Here is a 16,616-nt window from a genome sequence, read left to right on the forward strand (position 1 = left end):
TCGCGGGTGAACCCGTTCCTACATCGATCAATGATGCCGGCCCGGCCCCGCAGGGCTGCCGGCCACCCCCGCCCGTTGTAGGAGCGGGTTTACCCGCGAAAGGGCCGGGCCTGCGGGCCAGTTTCTGCCAGGCATTGTGCATTGCCGGCGCCACCGTATTCGCGGGTGAACCCGCTCCTACAGGTGTCGCGTGGCCTTGAGGCTTTGCCGGTGTCCGCGGGCGTCATTATTCAGCGCAAAAAAAAGCCGCTGCAAGCCGCAGCGGCCAATCGAGACGTTAGATCAAGGAGCTTCAAAATCTACGTCAGTGCACCTCGCAGGCCTGAAAGGCGGGGGGGGAGAGCCCTTCAGGCCGGCCAGTGAGTAAAGAATAAGCGCTTGATCCCGTAGGAAAAATAGCCGCCTGTGACATTCACCTTTACGTTTCGGGCAACAGTTGCGCAGCTGTTCAGGCCGCGGGCGAGTAGCCCATTCGCCAGCTGGTTTCCCGCGTTGCCGCCAGCAACCGCTGTGCCGCCGGGCCATGCTCGTCGGCATGGAAGATGGATGTTGGCCCGACCACGGTCATCACCGCCGCAACCTGCCCCATGGCATTGAATACCGGAGCCGACAATGCATCCACGCCCGGCATCAACAAGCCGTGTACATGGTGCAGGCCACGTTCGCGTATGCCGGCCAGTAGCGCTTGATAATCGTCGGCAGAGTGCTGCAGGGCGGCCAGTTCACGGTCACGCAGGTCCACCGTTTCCCGCTCGGGCAGGTAGGCAGCGAACACCAACCCGGTCGATGAGCTGAGCAGCGGCAGCACCGAACCGATCTGCGTCACCACGGTCACCGCCCGCACCGCGGGCTCGATGCTGACCACGGTCGCGCCCTGGTTACCCCATACGGCGATGAAGCAGCTTTCGTTCAGTTCGTCGCGCAGTTGCGACAGGGGCAGTGCAGCAATTTTCAGCACATCGATGCTGCCCAGCGCCGCCAGCCCCACCCGCAATGCCTCACGCCCCAGGCCGTAATGGTTGGTGGCAGCATCCTGTTCGGCAAACCCGCTGGCGATCAATGCCTGCAGGTAGCGGTGCACTTTGCTCGCCGGCATCTGCACATGCTCGGCCAGGCGTGACAACGAGGTGGAAGGGGACAATTCAGCCAAGGCCTTGAGGATGTCGGTGCCGACCTCCGCAGAGCGGACTTTCTGCTTGCCGTTGTCGGCGGTGGTACTGGCTTTGGCCATGGACAGCTGCTTCCGGATTCTTCAGTCGGGCCTTTATAGCTTGACGCCATGCGCGGGGCAAATTACGTTATTCGTAATCTGATTACGATAAAAACAATGCAGACCCGCTGCCGCCCACCCAGGGCCTGCAGCCAACTGCCCGCAACGGCTCGGCCAGAGCCCGGAGGCATCGATGAATCGCGATCCATCACCCGACCTTCACTACCTCAGCGGCTTCGGCAACGAGTTTGCCAGCGAAGCCCTGCCCGGTGCCTTGCCGGTCGGGCAGAACTCGCCGCAGCAGGCGCCCTACGGGCTGTACGCCGAACTGCTGTCCGGCACCGCGTTCACCATGGCCCGCAGCGAGCTGCGGCGGACTTGGTTGTACCGTATTCGCCCGTCTGCCTTGCACCCACGTTTCGAGCGCCTGGCGCGCCAACCGCTGCAGGGCCCGCTGGGGGGCATCAACCCCAATCGCCTGCGCTGGAGCCCCCAGCCGATTCCCGCCGAACCCACCGACTTCATCGAAGGTTGGCTGCCGATGGTGGCCAACGCCGCGGCAGACAAACCGTGCGGCGTAAGTATCTACATCTACCGCGCAAACCGCTCCATGGAGCGGGTGTTCTTCAACGCCGACGGCGAACTGTTGCTGGTGCCGGAACAGGGGCGCCTGCGCATTGCCACCGAGCTGGGCGTGTTGCAGGTCGAGCCGCTGGAGATTGCGGTGATCCCGCGTGGCATGAAGTTCCGTGTCGAGTTGCTCGACGGCCAGGCTCGCGGCTACATCGCCGAAAACCACGGCGCCCCCTTGCGCCTCCCGGACCTGGGCCCGATCGGCAGCAATGGCCTGGCCAACCCGCGGGATTTCCTCACCCCGGTGGCGCACTACGAGGAAACCACCGGCCCGCAGCAGCTGGTGCAGAAGTTTCTGGGTGAACACTGGGCCTGCGAACTGCAGCATTCGCCGCTGGACGTGGTTGCCTGGCATGGCAGCAACGTGCCCTACAAGTACGACCTGCGCCGCTTCAACACGTTGGGTACGGTCAGTTTCGACCACCCAGACCCGTCGATCTTCACCGTGCTGACGTCGCCGACCAGCGTGCATGGCCTGGCCAACATGGACTTCGTGATCTTCCCGCCGCGCTGGATGGTGGCCGAGAACACCTTCCGCCCACCGTGGTTCCACCGCAACCTGATGAACGAGTTCATGGGCCTGATCCAGGGTGCCTACGATGCCAAGGCCGAGGGCTTCCTGCCGGGTGGGGCGTCGTTGCACGGAGTGATGAGCGCCCATGGGCCCGATGCCGAAACCTGCGAAAAAGCCATTGCCGCCGAGTTGGCCCCGCACAAGGTCGACAACACCATGGCGTTCATGTTCGAGACCAGCCAGGTGCTGCGCCCGAGCGTGCAAGCGCTGCAATGCCCGCAATTGCAGGCCGACTACGATAGTTGCTGGGCCACCTTGCCGAGCACCTTCAACCCGAACCGGAGATAACCCATGAACCACACTGCCATTGCCCGTAGCTGGGTCGAGCACGCCAACGGGCACAGCGACTTCCCGCTGCAGAACCTGCCAATGGGCATCTTCAGCCGGCCAGGTGAAGCCAGGCGCTGTGGCGTGGCCATTGGCGACGCAATCCTCGACCTGGAGGCGGTGCTGGCCGCCGGCCTGTTCGACGGCGAAGCCAAGGCTGCCGTCGAGGCGACCCGGGGTGGGGCACTGAACGCATTCTTCGCATTGGGGCGCAGCGCGCGGGTAGCCCTGCGCGAACGCTTGCAGGCATTGCTGGGTGAACACAGCGAACACCAGGCGGCGCTGAAGCCGGCCCTGCTCAACGCCGGCGACTGCCAGTTGCACGTACCGGCGCAGATCGGTGACTACACCGACTTCTACGTGGGTATCGAGCACGCCAAGAACGTCGGCAAGCTGTTCCGCCCCGATAACCCGTTGCTGCCCAACTACAAGTACGTGCCGATCGGTTATCACGGCCGTGCCTCGACCATCCGCCCCTCGGGTACCGAGGTGCGCCGGCCAAGGGGCCAGACCCTGCCGGCCGGGCACACCGAGCCAAGCTTTGGCCCCTGTGCGCGCCTGGACTACGAACTGGAACTGGGTATCTGGGTCGGCCAGGGCAACGCCATGGGTGAAGCGATTGCGGTAGGTGATGCTGCCGAACACGTGGCCGGCCTGTGCCTGCTCAACGACTGGTCGGCGCGCGACATCCAGGCCTGGGAATACCAGCCGCTGGGGCCGTTCTTGTCGAAAAGCTTCATTACCAGTATTTCGCCGTGGGTGGTCACCGCCGAGGCGCTGGCGCCGTTCCGCTGCGCCCAGCCGGCCCGGCCGCAAGGCGACCCGCAGCCGCTGCCGTACCTGCTGGACGAGCGCGACCAGGCTGCGGGCGCGTTCGATATCGAGCTGGAAGTGCTGTTGCTGACCGCGCGCATGCGTGAGCAGGGCCTTGCCCCGCACCGCCTGACCTTGAGCAACACCCGCAGCATGTACTGGACCGTGGCCCAACTGGTTGCCCACCACAGCGTCAACGGCTGCCAGTTGCAGCCGGGCGACCTGTTCGGTTCGGGCACCCTCTCCGGTGCCACCCCTGGCTCGTACGGCAGCCTGCTGGAAATCACCGAAGGCGGCAAACTGCCGGTGGAGCTGGCCAGTGGCGAGGTGCGCAAGTTCCTCGAAGACGGTGACGAGATCATCCTGCGCGCCCGCTGCCAGCGTGACGGCGTGGCCAGCATCGGCTTCGGCGAATGCCGTGGCACGGTCGTGGCGGCCAACTGAGGGGGCAGGGCATGGAGCTGTACACCTATTACCGTTCCACCTCGTCGTACCGGGTGCGCATCGCGCTGGCACTCAAGGGCCTGGCCTACCAGGCCTTGCCGGTGAACCTGCTGCAAGGTGAACAGCGTGGCGCCAGCTATAGGGCCGTCAACCTGCAGGGCCGCGTGCCAGCCTTGCGCAGTGACGGCGGTCAAGTGCTGGTGCAGTCGCCGGCGATCATCGAGTACCTGGAAGAGGTGTACCCACAGCCCGCCCTGCTGCCGGCCGATGCCGAGCGGCGGGCCAAGGTGCGCGGTGTGGCGGCGATCATTGGTTGCGACATTCACCCGCTGCACAATGTCAGCGTGCTGAACCAGCTGCGCCAGGCCGGTCAGGACGAGGGCCAGGTGAACGCCTGGATTACACACTGGATCAGCCAGGGGCTGGCGGCCGTGGAACAGTTGATTGGCGATGAAGGGTTCTGTTTTGGCGATACGCCGGGGCTGGCCGATGTGTACCTGATTCCGCAGTTGTACGCGGCTGAGCGCTTCGCTGTCGACCTTGGCGGCTACCCGCGCATTCAACGGGTTGCCGCACTGGCCGCCGCGCACCCGGCATTCGCCCAGGCCCACCCGGCCCGGCAGCCAGACACCCCGGCTCAGTGAAGTGAGCGGTTTGCCGCCGGAAGCTTGCCGATCCGCTCGCACAGCTCCAGGCGCTGGACCGGGTCTTCCGTCAGCAGCAGGGCATGCTCCAGGTCGTAGCGTTCGGCTTGGGGGCAGTCCAGGTGTTGGTAAAGCGAGGCGCGGGTCATGTAGTCGGCGACCTGCACCGGCCCTAATTGCATGACCCGTTCGGCGTCGATCAACGCCGCCAGGTGGTTGTCGTTGCTGATATGCAGTTGGCGCAGGTTGCGCGACAGGCGTTGCAACATCTGCTGCGCGCTGGCGGTGCGCAGATGCTCTGCCGTCAGCGGCAGGTCGGGGCCAAACTGGCGTGCCAGCAGATCGCGACAGTCGCTAGGGTACAGGCGCCTGCCGCCACAGGGGTCGAGCAGGTGGTCGGCACCCGGCACGCGCAACAGGAAGTGCCCGGGAAAACCCACGCCCTCCAGCGGTATGCACAAACGCCTGGCCAGCTCGAGGGCGAGGATGGCCAGGGCCAGCGGTTGGCCTCGGCGGCGTTGCAGCACCTTGTCCAGCATGGCGGCATGTGGCCGCAACGGCAGGTATTCGTCTTGCACAAACCCCAGTGCATTGAGTTGGCGCAGCAGAGGCTGTGCCAGTTCACTCAACGGTAGCATGGGCAGGTGGGCACTGATTGCGTGCTGCAGGTCGTGCACGATGGCAAGGCTGGCGGCAGGCGCGACGTTACGGTCGTGCTCGGCGGCAACCCACAATGCAGCTTCCAGCAGGGCGACGGGCTCGCGTTCCAGGCAGGCCAGGCAGGCTTGACGTGGGTTCATGGGGCTTCTCCACACTCGCTTGAGTATTAGCTGCGGTGCCGGGTTTCGTCCAGTGGTCTGGCGGCGGCTGCGAACATGAGGCCGGGCTTATACTGGGTGCAGCACCTGTTGGGGAGCATGTCGATGTTCGCGCTGATGCAAAGCACCCGTACCCAGTCATTGCACTTGTTCACCGACCCGCCCACGGGCCTGAAAGCGGTGGTGGCGATCCACAGCCAGCAGTTGGGGCCGGCGCTGGGTGGCTGCCGCTACCTGCCGTACGCCGATGACGAAAGCGCCATGGCCGACGCCATCCGCCTGGCCCAGGGCATGAGCTACAAAGCGGCATTGGCGGGCTTGCCTTTGGGGGGCGGCAAGGCGGTGATCTTGCGCAACCCGCATGTGGAAAACCGCGCAGCTTTGTTCGAGGCCTTCGGCCGCTTCGTCGATACCTTGCAAGGGCGTTTCATCATTGCCGTAGACAGTGGCACCTCGACCCTGGACATGGACTGCATTGCCCAGAGCACGCCGCATGTGACCAGTACCACGGCCTCGGGCGATCCCTCACCGCATGCGGCGATGGGGGTATTCGCCGGCATCCGCGCCACGTCCTATGCCCGCTTGGGCAGCTACAACCTCGAAGGCCTGCGCGTAGCGGTGCAAGGGCTGGGTAATGTTGGCTACGCCCTGGCCGAACAACTGCATGCGGCGGGGGCGGAACTGTTGGTGAGCGACCTGGACACAGGGCGGGTACGGCTGGCTGTGGAGCAGCTCGATGCCCACCCGGTTACCCATGATGCGTTGATCAGCACCCCCTGCGACATCTTTGCCCCGTGCGGTGTGGGGCCGGTGCTGAACGGGCAGAGCGTGATGCAACTGCGCTGCGCGGCAGTGGCGGGGGCGGCGAACAACCAGCTGACTACCTTGCAGGTGGCTGACCAGCTGGAGACCCGCGGGATACTGTATGCGCCCGATTACGTGATCAATGCCGGTGGCTTGATTTACGTGGCGCTCACCCACCGTGGCGAGGATCTGGGCACCATTACCTCGCACCTGGCACGCATACCATCGCGGCTGACCGAAGTGTTCGGCCATGCCCAAGCGGAGAAGCGCTCGCCGGCGCGGGTGGCGCAGATGTTGGCGGAGCGGTTGTTGTATGGCTGACGGGGTTTATGTGGTATGCACCGGCCTCATCGCTGGCAAGCCAGCTCCCACAGATATCCCATAACCTTCAAGACTTTTGCGTACCTGTGGAAGTCCCCACAGATTTCTCACAACCTTCAAGATTTGCGGTACCTGTGGGAGCTGGCTTGCCAGCGATGAGGCCGGTGCAGGTAATCACTCGGCTGGTTGCCCGTCGAGCAACTCGGCCAACGCATCCGGCTGGCTTTTGAACGCCCGGGCGAACACATCGCGGTTCTTGGCCATGTAGATACCGGCTTCTTCAACCTGCTGCTCGGTCAGCGAAGGCACTGCCTTGTGCAGCACTTCAGCCAGGCGCTCTGCCAGTTCGAGCATTTTGTCGTGACGGTCGGCTTCTGCCTTATCCATGAACAAGCGCTCCGGGTCGCGGCTGCTGCGGTACACCACTTCGACGGCCATTCATCACCTCTGTGCCTTTTTGCTGGTTTGCAATTTACTGTATCTATATACAGTAATGGCAATGTTGGTTGGTTCGCAAGCAGAAATTGTAGTGGGGTGTTTTGCGGGGGCGTCCGGCACAACATCTTTATCGCCTGTGAGATCGAGCGCCGCCCGCGCGGCGCATCGCGACTGTTTCGGGCCAGTTATGCCTGTGGGATTTGCGCGCGAACGCCCTGGCGCCCCCACGATATCGCGTCGTGCAGACAAGGCGGTCGCGCGCGTCCGGCACAGGCAATACTGGCCCGAAACAAGCGTAGGAGCGGGTTTACCCGCGAAGCGCCGCGCGGGCGGCGCCCGATCTCCCAGGCGCTGAAAATGCTGCGGCGAACCCCTGCCAGCCCTCCTGCAACCTAGAGCCAAACCCTCACTGCTTCATCCCCAGCTCGGCATCATCCATCAGCGCCTTGGCCATCGCACTCAAGTAATGCGCAGCCCATATCATCATCGGCTTCCCATCCATCAACCCGGTGATGGTCAATTCGCGCACATACCCCATCAACTCCGAAGACTGTTCGCGGGCATCCCTGCACGGGATACCGGGCTCGATGCGGAATAGCGGGTGGGTGCCGTTTTCGCCCTGGTAGAAAGTGGTCTTGCCGACGGTGAACTGGGTGTCTTCTGTGGTCATTGGTCAGTCCCCTGATGTGCCTTTGATGCCTGGTCTGGCCGCATCGCTGGCAAGCCAGCTTCCACAGTTGCTGCGCGAAGGGTTTCTTCGAGAGGATGGGGTGGGTCGGGGATAAGTTTCAGCATGCTTTGGTATCCATTTCTTGGGCCGCTCCCCACTTGCTGTCAAACACGTAGGTGGCAGCTGTGCATAGGTTGACAGACCGGCGGATACCAGAACCGGCGCACGCGAACGTGCCCCATGCACAGCCACCATAATGGACCAAGCTATGCGAAGTATCTCGTCGCGGCCTGTCAAAGCCGATCGCTGATATGCAGCGACCCACCGACATTAGAGCGCTGCCAAAACGGCCGCAACGGAAAACAAACGGCAAGAGTATCTTTGGGAAATGCCCTACAAGGAAGGGCTTAAATCTGATTTTTCGCTGGCGCAATGCCATTTCATTTTCTGCAGCGCGCCATGCCACAAAGTGCCTTGCGGCAATCGGCCGCCTTCCCATGGCAGGGGCCTGGCCCTTTAACTGCATGGCAGAAACGTCACACCCGTGGCGCATCATCCTTGAAAGTCGTAGTGGGGAATGAAACATCGTGAACATCAAATGGGCAGAAAAACTGCGCAAGGGCCTGCACGGCTCGGCCGACTCGCTGGGCAACCTGTGCGTCGAAGCCTTCCATTACCTTGCCCTGTTCGGCATCGGCGCCATCACCGCCTATGCGGCGGTGGTCACCTTCCTGGACATGCTCGGCAAGGGCGGGATCAGCGTCGATGACATCCTGCTGCTGTTCATCTACCTGGAGCTGGGGGCCATGGTCGGGATCTACTTCAAGACCAACCATATGCCCATCCGCTTCCTCTTGTACGTGGCAATCACCGCGCTCACCCGCCTGCTGATCGGCGATGTTTCGCACCACAAGGCGCCGGATGAGGGGCTGCTGTACCTGTGCGGGGGCATTCTGCTGCTGGCGTTCTCGATCCTGGTAGTGCGCTACGCCTCGTATCGCTACCCCTCGACCAAGGTGCTGGATGCCAACGGCAAGCAGGTGGAAGAGGGCAAGTAGCCCTCAATTGGCCAAGAACGCACGGGGCTCGTGACGGGCGTCGCGGGTCAGCGCAGCCAGCACCTGCAAGGGGTTCTGGCCCAGCTCGATGGCCAAGCCCAGGCGTATGCTGTCGATCACCCGCTGCAGGCGCACCGGTTCGTTGCGCTGGGCTCGGGTGATCAGGCGCTTGGCAACCACGCCAGCGTCATCGGAAAGGGTCAGCATGATGCTGCCGTCAAGGTTGGCAATGCTCAGGTTGACCCGGTATTCGGGGGCGAAGGCGGCGCTGATCTGCTCGAATGGATTGTTCATGCCTGAAGCCTGCAAAGATGGACTGCAGAAATTGACCGGCCCGCACCCGGTTCGTTCAAGTAGGGCAATTGGCCATTAGCGCAACTACACTCCTTGCATCGCAGCCGCGACGCATGGCCAATGGCCGGCAAAGGAGTGCCCGTGCTTCCCTCATCCGCTGCCCGCCAGCGTGGCGCAATCGGCCTCATGGCCGTGGTTACGCTGGGCCTGGCGCTGTTGTTCATGCTGCTGGTGATCGACAGCGGCCGGTTGTACCTGGAGCAGCGCAAGCTGCAACGCATTGCCGACATGGCCGCGCTGGAGGCGGCCGGCCAGTATGCCGTTTGCACCGGCAGCGGGCCGCAGGCCACCGTGGTCGCCCGGGCGGCCGCCACCCGCAACGGCCATGCGCCCGGCAACCCGCTGGCGGCCAGCTGCGGCTACTTGCAGACCGGCGCCAACAGCCTGCGCACCTTCACCACGGACAACAACCGCACCGAGGCGATCCGGGTGGATGTGAGCAACACGGTCCCCACCAGCGTCGCGGCGGGGGTGTATAGCCTGGCACAGGGCACAGGGGTGCCGCTGACCACCACCTTGCACGCCCATGCGGTAGCTTCGTCGCCTGTTCCACCGCAGGCCATGCTGAGTATCCGAACCACCCTGGCCACCGTCGATTCGCGACAGTCGGTGTTGCTCAATGCCCTGCTTGGTGCCTTGGGCGGTAACGTGCAGCTTGATGTGGCCGGTTGGCAAGGCATTGCCAGCACCCAGCTCAACGTGCTGCGCTACCTGGACCAACTGGCCATCGACCTCAACCTCAAGGCCGGTGACTATCGGCAACTGCTCAGCGCCGATGCTACCGCTACGCAACTGCTGCAGGCGGCGGTGAAAGTACTGCAGCAGAGCGGCGCGGCCGCCAACGTCGTGACCAACCTGGGCAAGCTGGCACTGGGCGCCAGCAACAGCACCTTGCTGCAGCTGGGCGATTTGCTCGACATCCAGAACGGCACCACGCAGGCCGGGCTGGATGCCAGCATCCAGTTGCTGCAACTGGTGCAGGGCGTTATCCAGCTGGCGGTCAGTGAAAGTGCGGCAACGGTGGACTTGCCGGTCAGCGTGCTGGGGCTGGTCAATGGCCGGGTCCGCCTGAAAGTGATCGAGCCGCAGCAGATTTCTGCGGTGGGTGACCCGCGCACCGATGAATTGCGGGTACATACCGCGCAGGTGCGGGCGATGATTTCGCTCGACCTGCCGCTGCTCGACTCGGTGTTCGGCTTGCTCAACGCGGTACTCGACCTGCTCGGGCCGATCACCAATGTGCTCAATAACCTGCTGAGCCTGAACCTCGCCAGTACCTTGCAATCGGTACTGTGCCTGGTCGGCGTGCCGTGCACTGTCACCGATATCATCCTGGTCCCGGACAAGCTGTCGCTGGATATCGGCCTTGAGGTGGCGGAAGCGACCACGCGCCTCGACCCGCAAGCGCCAGGCACCTTCAGTTGTTCACCCAAGCGCCTTGTCACGCAGGCGCAAAGCTCGGCGGCCAAGGTTGCGGTGGGGCGTTTCGAGTCCAGCAATGCGTTCTTCATCAGCGGCACCACGGTGGTCAAAGCATTGCCGTTGGTGGACATCGGCACCAAGCGGTGTACCCAGTTGCTGGGCATTGGCACTTGCCAGGCGCGTGTTCCTTTCGCCGCTGGCGGGCTGGGCGTGCGGGTCAACAGCAAGGTTTTGGGCAGCGGGGCCGTCGAGCGCCCACTGGTGTTCCAGGCGCCCGACAGCGTGCCGCCCAACATCGGCCTCAGCCCTGCCTACCAGAGCATGCAAACCGCCAACAGCACGGTCGTCGGCAGCCTGGCCGAGACCTTGCAGGGCATACAGCTGGAAGCCTACAAACCCACCGTGAACAGCGGCCTTGGCGATGTGCTGGTGCTGGTTGGCAACGTGCTCGGCACGGTCAAAGGTATCGTCGAGCCCTTGATCAGGAACCTGCTCAGCCCATTGCTCGACCCGCTGCTCAACGTGCTGCTCAAGGCCCTTGGCATCGACCTGGTCAACGCCGAGGTCGGCGCCAACCTTACCTGTGCCAACCGCGCTCAGTTGGCTTTGTAGATCGGCAACCACACTTCGAAGCAGGCGCCTTCGTTGCGGTTGTGCACCGCCAGCCTGCCGCCCATGGCATCGACGATGCCGTGGCTCACCGACAAACCGAGCCCGGTGCCGACCCCTGCTGGCTTGGTGGTGAAGAACGGCTCGAAAATGCGCTCGAGCAGGCGCGTGTCGATACCGCCGGCGTTATCTTCCACCAGCAGGCACAACTGCCCGTGCTCGATGCGCTGGCCTACGCGGATGTGTGGGTGGGCAACACGCCGTTCCAGCAAAGCGTCCCGCGCATTGACCACCAGGTTGATCAGCACCTGCTCAAGCTGGTCCTGATGGCCAAGCACCTGCGGGCACCGCTCGGGTGCCTCGATGGCCAGCGTTACGCCTTTGCCGCACAAACCCTCGGCCAGCAGCCCCTGCGCACCGAGCACCGCCACCCAGGCGGCGAACACCTGCTGTTCGACCTCGGACCGCCGCCCATGGGTGCGCAGATGCTCGACCAGGCGAATGGCGCGCTCCAGCTGGTTGTCGATGCGCTGCAGCTTGCCTGTGAGGTACGGAACATCGGCGGCACCGCTTTCCAGGCGTTTTAGCCCGTTGACCACCGCCAGGCGCATGGTGGTCAACGGCTGGTTGATCTCATGCACCAGCCCCGTTGCCAGTTCGCCCAAGGTGGCCATCTTGGCTGCGTGCAGCAGTTGCTGCTGGCTATGGCGCACTGCCGTGTTGTCGCGGGCAACTGCCTGGATCTCCACCAGTTGCCCGTGCTCATCGAACAGGCCGCGCTCGGCCCACACCCACCAGGCGTTGCGGCGCCCCGGTAATTGCAGGCAGACCTCGGTACTGCTCAACGGCTGCTGCGGGCTCAGCGTGGCGAGGCGCTGCACGAAGGCCGTGCGTTGGCTATCGCTCATCCACTGGCCCAGGTTCATTTCGCCGAGTTGCTGTGGCGGGCACTCCAGCAGCTCGGCCAGCGGCCGATTGCCGAACAGCAATTGCAGCGCAGGCGTGTACCGGCAGATCAGCGCGGGCGAGTCTTCCACCAGCGCCCGGTAGCGCTCCTCGCTCTGGCGCACCCGTTCGGCAGCCTCGGTGGCTTCGCTTACATCCAGCCACAGCCCCACGACCTCGACCGGTTGCCCCAGGTCGTCACGTAGCAGGCGGGCCTCGTCCAGTATCCAGTGATAGCCGCCGCGCTCATCACGCAAGCGGTAGCGGCTGCGAACCTGGCCGTCGCGCAGTAGCGTGCGCGTACGTTCCAGCCATAGCGTACGGTCGTCCGGGTGCACCGCCTGGCCGGGCTGTTGGGCCAATTCACCGTCTTTGGGCCAGCCCAGTAGCGGGGCCAGGCTGGCGCTGAAAAAGTCACTGTGCAGCGCCCCGTCGGCGTAGCGCTGGATATAGATCACCGCTGGCGAGCTGGCGATCAGGTTTTCCAGCCGGGCGCGGGCCGCCCCGGCCTGTAGCTCCTGGGCTTTCAAGGCGCTGATATCGAGCACGAAGCCCTGAACCTGGCGGCCGCGCAGCTGGCCGACCCACTGCAGCCAGCGTGGGGCTGCCAGGTCGTCGGCGGGCAACAGGCGCAGGTTCAGGTTCAAGGCGATGCCGTCGCGCAGTTGCGCCAGCGCCATGCGTGCAGCTTCGCGGTCGGCCGGGTGCAATCGGCCGAACCATTGTTCGCAGGTGGCATCGCGCGGCAGCCCCAGGCGTGATGCCAGGGCCGGGTCGAATGCCAGTGGCCCCTGCAAGGGCCATGACCACCAGCCAGCGCCCAGTTGCTGTTGCAGTTCATCCAGGTGGCAGGCGCGCTGCTGCAGCTGCAGCTGGCGCAGGCGGCTGAGCAGCGGTTCGACCAGCGCGGGCAGCAGGGTAGCCTGCGCTTGGGTTGTGGGTGGCCTGGGTGCCCCGGCACACAGTAACCAGGCCTGAACACAGTGGCCGTGCTGGTAGGGCAGGGCGACCAGCGGCAGGCCGGCAGCCGACGACTGCAGCAGCGGGTGCTCGGCCGCCAGCTGCCGAGCGGCGGCTGGCAACGTATGCAGCCAGGCACGCAGGCGCTCGTCGTCGGCCCAAGGCCAAACGGCATCGCTGCTGGCGTAGCTGTACCAGCCGCCGTCACCTGGCAGCAGCAGGCGCAGGGCCCCCGCCTGCCAGTGCTCGGCCAGGTGTTGCAGTTGAGCGGTTGTGGTCGGCAGCAGGTGCTGTTCGTCGCAGTCACGCATGGCGCGGCCAAGCGCCAAGGCCAGATGGTGCTGCGCCAGGTCATGGGCGTGTTTTTCGCGCTCACCCAGCAGGTCGCCGATATCGAACACCTGCAGCAGCCACCCGTCAGCCTGGCGCAGGAGCCAGCCGCGCGTATGCAGAGCAGTGCCGTGCACGGTCACGAAGTCCAGGTCCAGCGGCTGCCCCTGCCAGTCCGCCGGGGCGCCTTCGAGTACCAGCCAGCTATGCCGTTGCAGGTAGTCATGCACCCGCGCGGCGTGGTGCGGGCTTGCCGGCAGCAGCGTGCGCAGCGGCCCGGCCAGGCGCAGCACGTGGCCTTGATCATCCAGCCACAATTGCAACCCGGTGGCTGGAGGGTGCTGTTCAACCGGCAGCGGGGCCTGGCCGCCGAGCCAGCGCTCGAACAGGCCGTTCACAGTTGCAGGCTCGCTTCGGCACGCAGCCGGTCGGGTAGGCGCGGTACCTCGCCAATCAACGGCAGCACCAGCATAGGCAGCACATAGGTGAGTTTTGCCTTGGGATAATCGATGGCTACTGTCAGCAGCTTATCGGCGCCCAAGGTAACCTGTGCGTCGCTGGCCGGCTGGAAGTCGAAGGCAGCCGGCAGCCACTGCAACTGCTGGCTGATGACCTGGCGGGCCAGGTTCTGCACATCGCGGGTGTAGCTGGGGCTGTCCGGGTCCAGTGCCACGCAGCGGCGCACCGCCTCGGCGCTGGCCTGGTTGAACGATTGCAGCATGAGCATGGGCAGGGAATAGCTGACAAGGCCGTAGAACACGGCGAAGAAGATCATGAACACCGCCGCGAACTCGATGGCTGCTGCACCGTGCTGCCGTTTTGCCGGGCCTGCTTTCATGATTGCGTCTACCCTGACCATGTGTCCTGAACAACAGCATAGAACCGATCGACGAACAGGGATGGCCAATTGCCCATGCACAGCTTTGCATTGCTGGTCTGGCTAGCGTTGTGCGCCGGGCAGGATGCCCGCGAACGGCAGATAGCCAATGTACTGACGCTGGGTGCCGCAACCCTTGCGCTGGCCTGGTTGCTGGCCACAGGGCGCAGTTGGCTCGGTGCCCAGGGCAGTGATGCGGCGCTGGCGTTGTTCATCGTGCTGCTGCTCACGCTGCCGGGCTACGCGCTGGGGCAGTTCGGGGCCGGTGACGTCAAGCTGCTCGGTGCGTTGGCGCTGGCCAGCAGCGTTGCTCACGTGCTGGTCACTTTCATTGCTGCGGGGGTGGTGCTGGTGGCCTGGCAACTGGTTCGCCGAGGTGCGCGACAGCCGCGGCAAAAAAGGCCGTTCGCGCCCTGTCTGCTGGCAGGCTTTGCCGTCTCACTGGCCTGCCTGGGCTGAGCGTTGACGGCACGGCAAGCCCCCGCTAATTGTTGCGCTCGGTCATCTTGGTCCAGCGGTAGAAGTCGGGGATCTCGTACTTGTAGGTATCCAGCCAGCGCTGCATGGACTGGTCGCGTTCCCGTGCCGTTTGTACCTGCAGGTGGCGCGAGGCCTGTGCGCCGCTGGACTGCACGCGCAGCAGCCGCTCGGTGGCCGTTTCATCCTGAGGGCTCGGGCGCGGGTACTGCTCGGCGTGCAGCGCCGCGCTACCCATGCAGCAGGCCAGCACCATCATGTACCTGATCATGTTCACCTCCCAGTTTCAATTGACCATCGGCTGCGATGCCTGGGCCGAGGCGACCGGGCCTCGGCCACCGGCCTTGATCTGCCCGGCCCGCGCCTTGGCCGCGGCAAACTGCCGGGGCTCAAGCTGCAAGCGGCCGACCAGGTCGGTCGCCTGCTGCCAGTTGTCCTGGAGCAGCGCCAAGGTCACCAGGTTGACCGCAGGCAGGGGGTTGTCGTCTTTCAGCTCGATGGCCGTCAGCAACTCGAAACGAGCCTGCTCATAGCGCCCCAGGTTCATCAGGACCACGCCCAGGTCATTGCGTACGCGTTCATCGGTAGGCGCCAGGCGTACAGCACGCTGCAGGTTCTGCAAGGCCTGGATGTCGTCGCCACGTGCCGCGGCCAGTTGGCCCAGGCCATGCTCGCCTTCGGCAGCCAGGCAGCCGCCCAGCAGGCTGCGGTACAAGGGTTCGGCCTCGCCAAGGCCAAGCAGCCGGGACACTTTGGCCTTGCGCAGGCGCACCTGGTCGAGGTCGTCCGGCAGTTGCTGCAGGTGCGCAAGGCTGGCATGCGGGCGGCCGTCATTGAGCATTTCGTCCGCCAGGTTCAGGGCCAGTTGCTGGTCGGCGTCCGGCTTGCCGCAGCCGGAGGCAGTGAACAACGAGCGCAGGTCTTGCGGCTGTTGCCCAGCGCAGCCGCTCAGCAACACCAGGCATGCGCACAACACGACTGTCTTCATCCAGCTTTCCTCAGGGGCTCAACGCCCGCGCCAATGCAGAGAAGCCTGGCCCGGCAAGCACGATCAGCAGGGCCGGGAACAGGAATACCATCATTACCGCCGACATTTTTGCCGACATCATCGACACCCGTTCTTGCAGGCGGGTCAGGCGGCGGTCATCGAGCAAGGCTTTCAGGGCCAGCAACGACTTCATTGCGCCGCTGCCCTGGGCCAGCAACTGGCGCAGGATCACGCACGTGTCGGTGAATTCGTCCACCGCCAGCACCTGGGCGGCCTTCTCCAGCTCCGGGCCCAGCCCCAGCCCCGAATCCACCCGCTGCAATACCTGGCGCAGTTCTTCGCTGATGTTCGGGACCAGCGTTCGCCCTTCCTGGCTCAGCAGGCGCAGTGCCTGTTCAACCGCCAGCCCGGTTTCGAACAGAATTCGCAGCATGGGGATCATCAGGCCTACCTCTGCGGCAATGCGCTGTTGGCGCCGGGCAGCAGCCAGGGCCAGCAGGCGCTTAGGCAGCAGGTAACCGGCGCCCAGGGCACACAATGGCCAGACCACCCAATGGGCGGCGGCAGCGCCTTTGAAGCCTTGCTGCAACAGCAGGGTCAGTACCACCGCCAGCAGTGGCAGGCCCAGTTGCACGGCGGCGAACAGCGCGCGCTGGCGGCTGCGACGCCAGCCGATGCGCTCGAGCAGGGCCTGGCTTTCACCGTCGAACTTCTGTAGCCGCTGCCCCCAGGGGCTACTCCCCAGCCAGTGCAGCCAGCCCTCCAGGCGCTCGGCACGGGCCAGGCGCCCCTGTAGCCTTCGCCCCACCAGCACCCGGGCCCGCCATTGGCGAATGGCCTGCTGGGCAAACAGGCCGGCGGCGATCAGCAGGCACAGGGCGCAGATCAGCATGGCCATGT

General features: G+C 64.7%; 17 protein-coding genes. 7 read left to right on the top strand and 10 right to left on the bottom strand.

What is annotated here, in order from left to right; genetic code table 11:
• Positions 1 to 448: 448 nt before the first annotated feature.
• On the bottom strand, positions 449 to 1,231 hold the full coding sequence (locus ACF8SD_RS22820) for an IclR family transcriptional regulator (RefSeq protein WP_125855325.1): 783 nt from the start codon (positions 1,229 to 1,231) through the stop codon (positions 449 to 451).
• Positions 1,232 to 1,403: 172 nt separating this feature from the next.
• On the opposite strand from ACF8SD_RS22820, the gene hmgA reads away from it, so the two are divergent.
• Genes hmgA through maiA form a run of 3 tightly spaced genes read left to right on the top strand, consistent with a single transcriptional unit; the run spans position 1,404 to position 4,645 of the window.
• The gene (gene hmgA, locus ACF8SD_RS22825; protein WP_173891038.1) at positions 1,404 to 2,705 is read left to right on the top strand and encodes a homogentisate 1,2-dioxygenase; all 1,302 of its coding nucleotides are present in this window, start codon (positions 1,404 to 1,406) and stop codon (positions 2,703 to 2,705) included.
• Positions 2,706 to 2,708: 3 nt separating this feature from the next.
• Complete coding sequence (gene fahA, locus ACF8SD_RS22830) at positions 2,709 to 4,001, top strand: fumarylacetoacetase (RefSeq protein ID WP_173891037.1); 1,293 nt, start codon at positions 2,709 to 2,711, stop codon at positions 3,999 to 4,001.
• An 11-nt stretch (positions 4,002 to 4,012) separates the two neighbouring features.
• Positions 4,013 to 4,645, top strand: coding sequence for a maleylacetoacetate isomerase (gene maiA / locus ACF8SD_RS22835; RefSeq protein ID WP_173891036.1), 633 nt, complete (start codon positions 4,013 to 4,015; stop codon positions 4,643 to 4,645).
• Here the strand turns inward: maiA and ACF8SD_RS22840 are convergent.
• On the bottom strand, positions 4,639 to 5,445 hold the full coding sequence (locus ACF8SD_RS22840; RefSeq protein WP_173891035.1) for a SirB1 family protein: 807 nt from the start codon (positions 5,443 to 5,445) through the stop codon (positions 4,639 to 4,641). The genes maiA and ACF8SD_RS22840 overlap by 7 nt on opposite strands.
• A 123-nt stretch (positions 5,446 to 5,568) precedes the next feature.
• On the opposite strand from ACF8SD_RS22840, the gene ACF8SD_RS22845 reads away from it, so the two are divergent.
• Positions 5,569 to 6,588, top strand: coding sequence for a Glu/Leu/Phe/Val dehydrogenase (locus ACF8SD_RS22845; RefSeq protein ID WP_173891034.1), 1,020 nt, complete (start codon positions 5,569 to 5,571; stop codon positions 6,586 to 6,588).
• A gap of 174 nt (positions 6,589 to 6,762) precedes the next feature.
• On the opposite strand, the gene ACF8SD_RS22850 is transcribed toward ACF8SD_RS22845, so the two are convergent.
• Complete coding sequence (locus tag ACF8SD_RS22850) at positions 6,763 to 7,026, bottom strand: YebG family protein (protein ID WP_029886905.1); 264 nt, start codon at positions 7,024 to 7,026, stop codon at positions 6,763 to 6,765.
• Between the two features lie 406 nt (positions 7,027 to 7,432).
• The gene (locus ACF8SD_RS22855) at positions 7,433 to 7,696 is read right to left on the bottom strand and encodes a DUF3077 domain-containing protein (protein WP_009681699.1); all 264 of its coding nucleotides are present in this window, start codon (positions 7,694 to 7,696) and stop codon (positions 7,433 to 7,435) included.
• A gap of 587 nt (positions 7,697 to 8,283) precedes the next feature.
• On the opposite strand from ACF8SD_RS22855, the gene ACF8SD_RS22860 reads away from it, so the two are divergent.
• A complete protein-coding gene (locus ACF8SD_RS22860; RefSeq protein WP_009681701.1) occupies positions 8,284 to 8,754 on the top strand; it encodes a phosphate-starvation-inducible protein PsiE in 471 nt (156 codons plus the stop codon).
• A 3-nt stretch (positions 8,755 to 8,757) separates the two neighbouring features.
• On the opposite strand, the gene ACF8SD_RS22865 is transcribed toward ACF8SD_RS22860, so the two are convergent.
• Positions 8,758 to 9,048 (bottom strand): DUF3509 domain-containing protein, encoded by a 291-nt coding sequence (locus ACF8SD_RS22865; protein ID WP_173891033.1) that lies wholly within the window; start codon positions 9,046 to 9,048, stop codon positions 8,758 to 8,760.
• Between the two features lie 141 nt (positions 9,049 to 9,189).
• Here ACF8SD_RS22865 and ACF8SD_RS22870 point away from each other — a divergent pair, with 141 nt between their 5' ends.
• The gene (locus ACF8SD_RS22870; RefSeq protein WP_392483619.1) at positions 9,190 to 11,142 is read left to right on the top strand and encodes a pilus assembly protein TadG-related protein; all 1,953 of its coding nucleotides are present in this window, start codon (positions 9,190 to 9,192) and stop codon (positions 11,140 to 11,142) included.
• Here ACF8SD_RS22870 and ACF8SD_RS22875 read toward each other — a convergent pair.
• Both ACF8SD_RS22875 and ACF8SD_RS22880 read right to left on the bottom strand, forming a co-directional pair.
• Positions 11,127 to 13,772, bottom strand: coding sequence for an ATP-binding protein (locus ACF8SD_RS22875; protein ID WP_392483620.1), 2,646 nt, complete (start codon positions 13,770 to 13,772; stop codon positions 11,127 to 11,129). The genes ACF8SD_RS22870 and ACF8SD_RS22875 overlap by 16 nt on opposite strands.
• Positions 13,769 to 14,212, bottom strand: coding sequence for a TadE/TadG family type IV pilus assembly protein (locus ACF8SD_RS22880; RefSeq protein ID WP_173891031.1), 444 nt, complete (start codon positions 14,210 to 14,212; stop codon positions 13,769 to 13,771). Before ACF8SD_RS22880 ends, ACF8SD_RS22875 begins: the two co-directional genes overlap by 4 nt.
• A 75-nt stretch (positions 14,213 to 14,287) precedes the next feature.
• Between ACF8SD_RS22880 and ACF8SD_RS22885 the strand changes: the two genes are divergently transcribed.
• A complete protein-coding gene (locus ACF8SD_RS22885; protein WP_009685009.1) occupies positions 14,288 to 14,710 on the top strand; it encodes a prepilin peptidase in 423 nt (140 codons plus the stop codon).
• A gap of 25 nt (positions 14,711 to 14,735) precedes the next feature.
• On the opposite strand, the gene ACF8SD_RS22890 is transcribed toward ACF8SD_RS22885, so the two are convergent.
• The 3 genes from ACF8SD_RS22890 to ACF8SD_RS22900 are packed head-to-tail and all read right to left on the bottom strand — an operon-like array spanning position 14,736 to position 16,614.
• Complete coding sequence (locus tag ACF8SD_RS22890; RefSeq protein WP_009685010.1) at positions 14,736 to 14,999, bottom strand: DUF3613 domain-containing protein; 264 nt, start codon at positions 14,997 to 14,999, stop codon at positions 14,736 to 14,738.
• 15 nt (positions 15,000 to 15,014) lie between these two features.
• Positions 15,015 to 15,716 carry a tetratricopeptide repeat protein gene (locus tag ACF8SD_RS22895; protein WP_173891029.1) on the bottom strand — a complete coding sequence of 234 codons (702 nt, stop codon included), beginning with the start codon at positions 15,714 to 15,716 and terminating at the stop codon, positions 15,015 to 15,017.
• 10 nt (positions 15,717 to 15,726) lie between these two features.
• Positions 15,727 to 16,614, bottom strand: coding sequence for a type II secretion system F family protein (locus tag ACF8SD_RS22900; protein ID WP_173891028.1), 888 nt, complete (start codon positions 16,612 to 16,614; stop codon positions 15,727 to 15,729).
• Between the last annotated feature and the right edge of the window lie 2 nt (positions 16,615 to 16,616).

The organism is Pseudomonas sp. CJQ_9 (assembly GCF_043106615.1).
In the GTDB taxonomy this organism is placed as follows: Bacteria; Pseudomonadota; Gammaproteobacteria; order Pseudomonadales; family Pseudomonadaceae; genus Aquipseudomonas; species Aquipseudomonas juntendi.

What these genes read in the sequence shown, in the direction of transcription:
- ACF8SD_RS22820 (WP_125855325.1), bottom strand. Translation starts at nt 1,231, where the DNA reads ATGGCCAAAGCCAGTACCACCGCCGACAACGGCAAGCAGAAAGTCCGC.
- hmgA (WP_173891038.1), top strand. Translation starts at nt 1,404, where the DNA reads ATGAATCGCGATCCATCACCCGACCTTCACTACCTCAGCGGCTTCGGC.
- fahA (WP_173891037.1), top strand. Translation starts at nt 2,709, where the DNA reads ATGAACCACACTGCCATTGCCCGTAGCTGGGTCGAGCACGCCAACGGG.
- maiA (WP_173891036.1), top strand. Translation starts at nt 4,013, where the DNA reads ATGGAGCTGTACACCTATTACCGTTCCACCTCGTCGTACCGGGTGCGC.
- ACF8SD_RS22840 (WP_173891035.1), bottom strand. Translation starts at nt 5,445, where the DNA reads ATGAACCCACGTCAAGCCTGCCTGGCCTGCCTGGAACGCGAGCCCGTC.
- ACF8SD_RS22845 (WP_173891034.1), top strand. Translation starts at nt 5,569, where the DNA reads ATGTTCGCGCTGATGCAAAGCACCCGTACCCAGTCATTGCACTTGTTC.
- ACF8SD_RS22850 (WP_029886905.1), bottom strand. Translation starts at nt 7,026, where the DNA reads ATGGCCGTCGAAGTGGTGTACCGCAGCAGCCGCGACCCGGAGCGCTTG.
- ACF8SD_RS22855 (WP_009681699.1), bottom strand. Translation starts at nt 7,696, where the DNA reads ATGACCACAGAAGACACCCAGTTCACCGTCGGCAAGACCACTTTCTAC.
- ACF8SD_RS22865 (WP_173891033.1), bottom strand. Translation starts at nt 9,048, where the DNA reads ATGAACAATCCATTCGAGCAGATCAGCGCCGCCTTCGCCCCCGAATAC.
- ACF8SD_RS22880 (WP_173891031.1), bottom strand. Translation starts at nt 14,212, where the DNA reads ATGAAAGCAGGCCCGGCAAAACGGCAGCACGGTGCAGCAGCCATCGAG.
- ACF8SD_RS22885 (WP_009685009.1), top strand. Translation starts at nt 14,288, where the DNA reads ATGCACAGCTTTGCATTGCTGGTCTGGCTAGCGTTGTGCGCCGGGCAG.
- ACF8SD_RS22890 (WP_009685010.1), bottom strand. Translation starts at nt 14,999, where the DNA reads ATGATCAGGTACATGATGGTGCTGGCCTGCTGCATGGGTAGCGCGGCG.
- ACF8SD_RS22895 (WP_173891029.1), bottom strand. Translation starts at nt 15,716, where the DNA reads ATGAAGACAGTCGTGTTGTGCGCATGCCTGGTGTTGCTGAGCGGCTGC.
- ACF8SD_RS22900 (WP_173891028.1), bottom strand. Translation starts at nt 16,614, where the DNA reads ATGGCCATGCTGATCTGCGCCCTGTGCCTGCTGATCGCCGCCGGCCTG.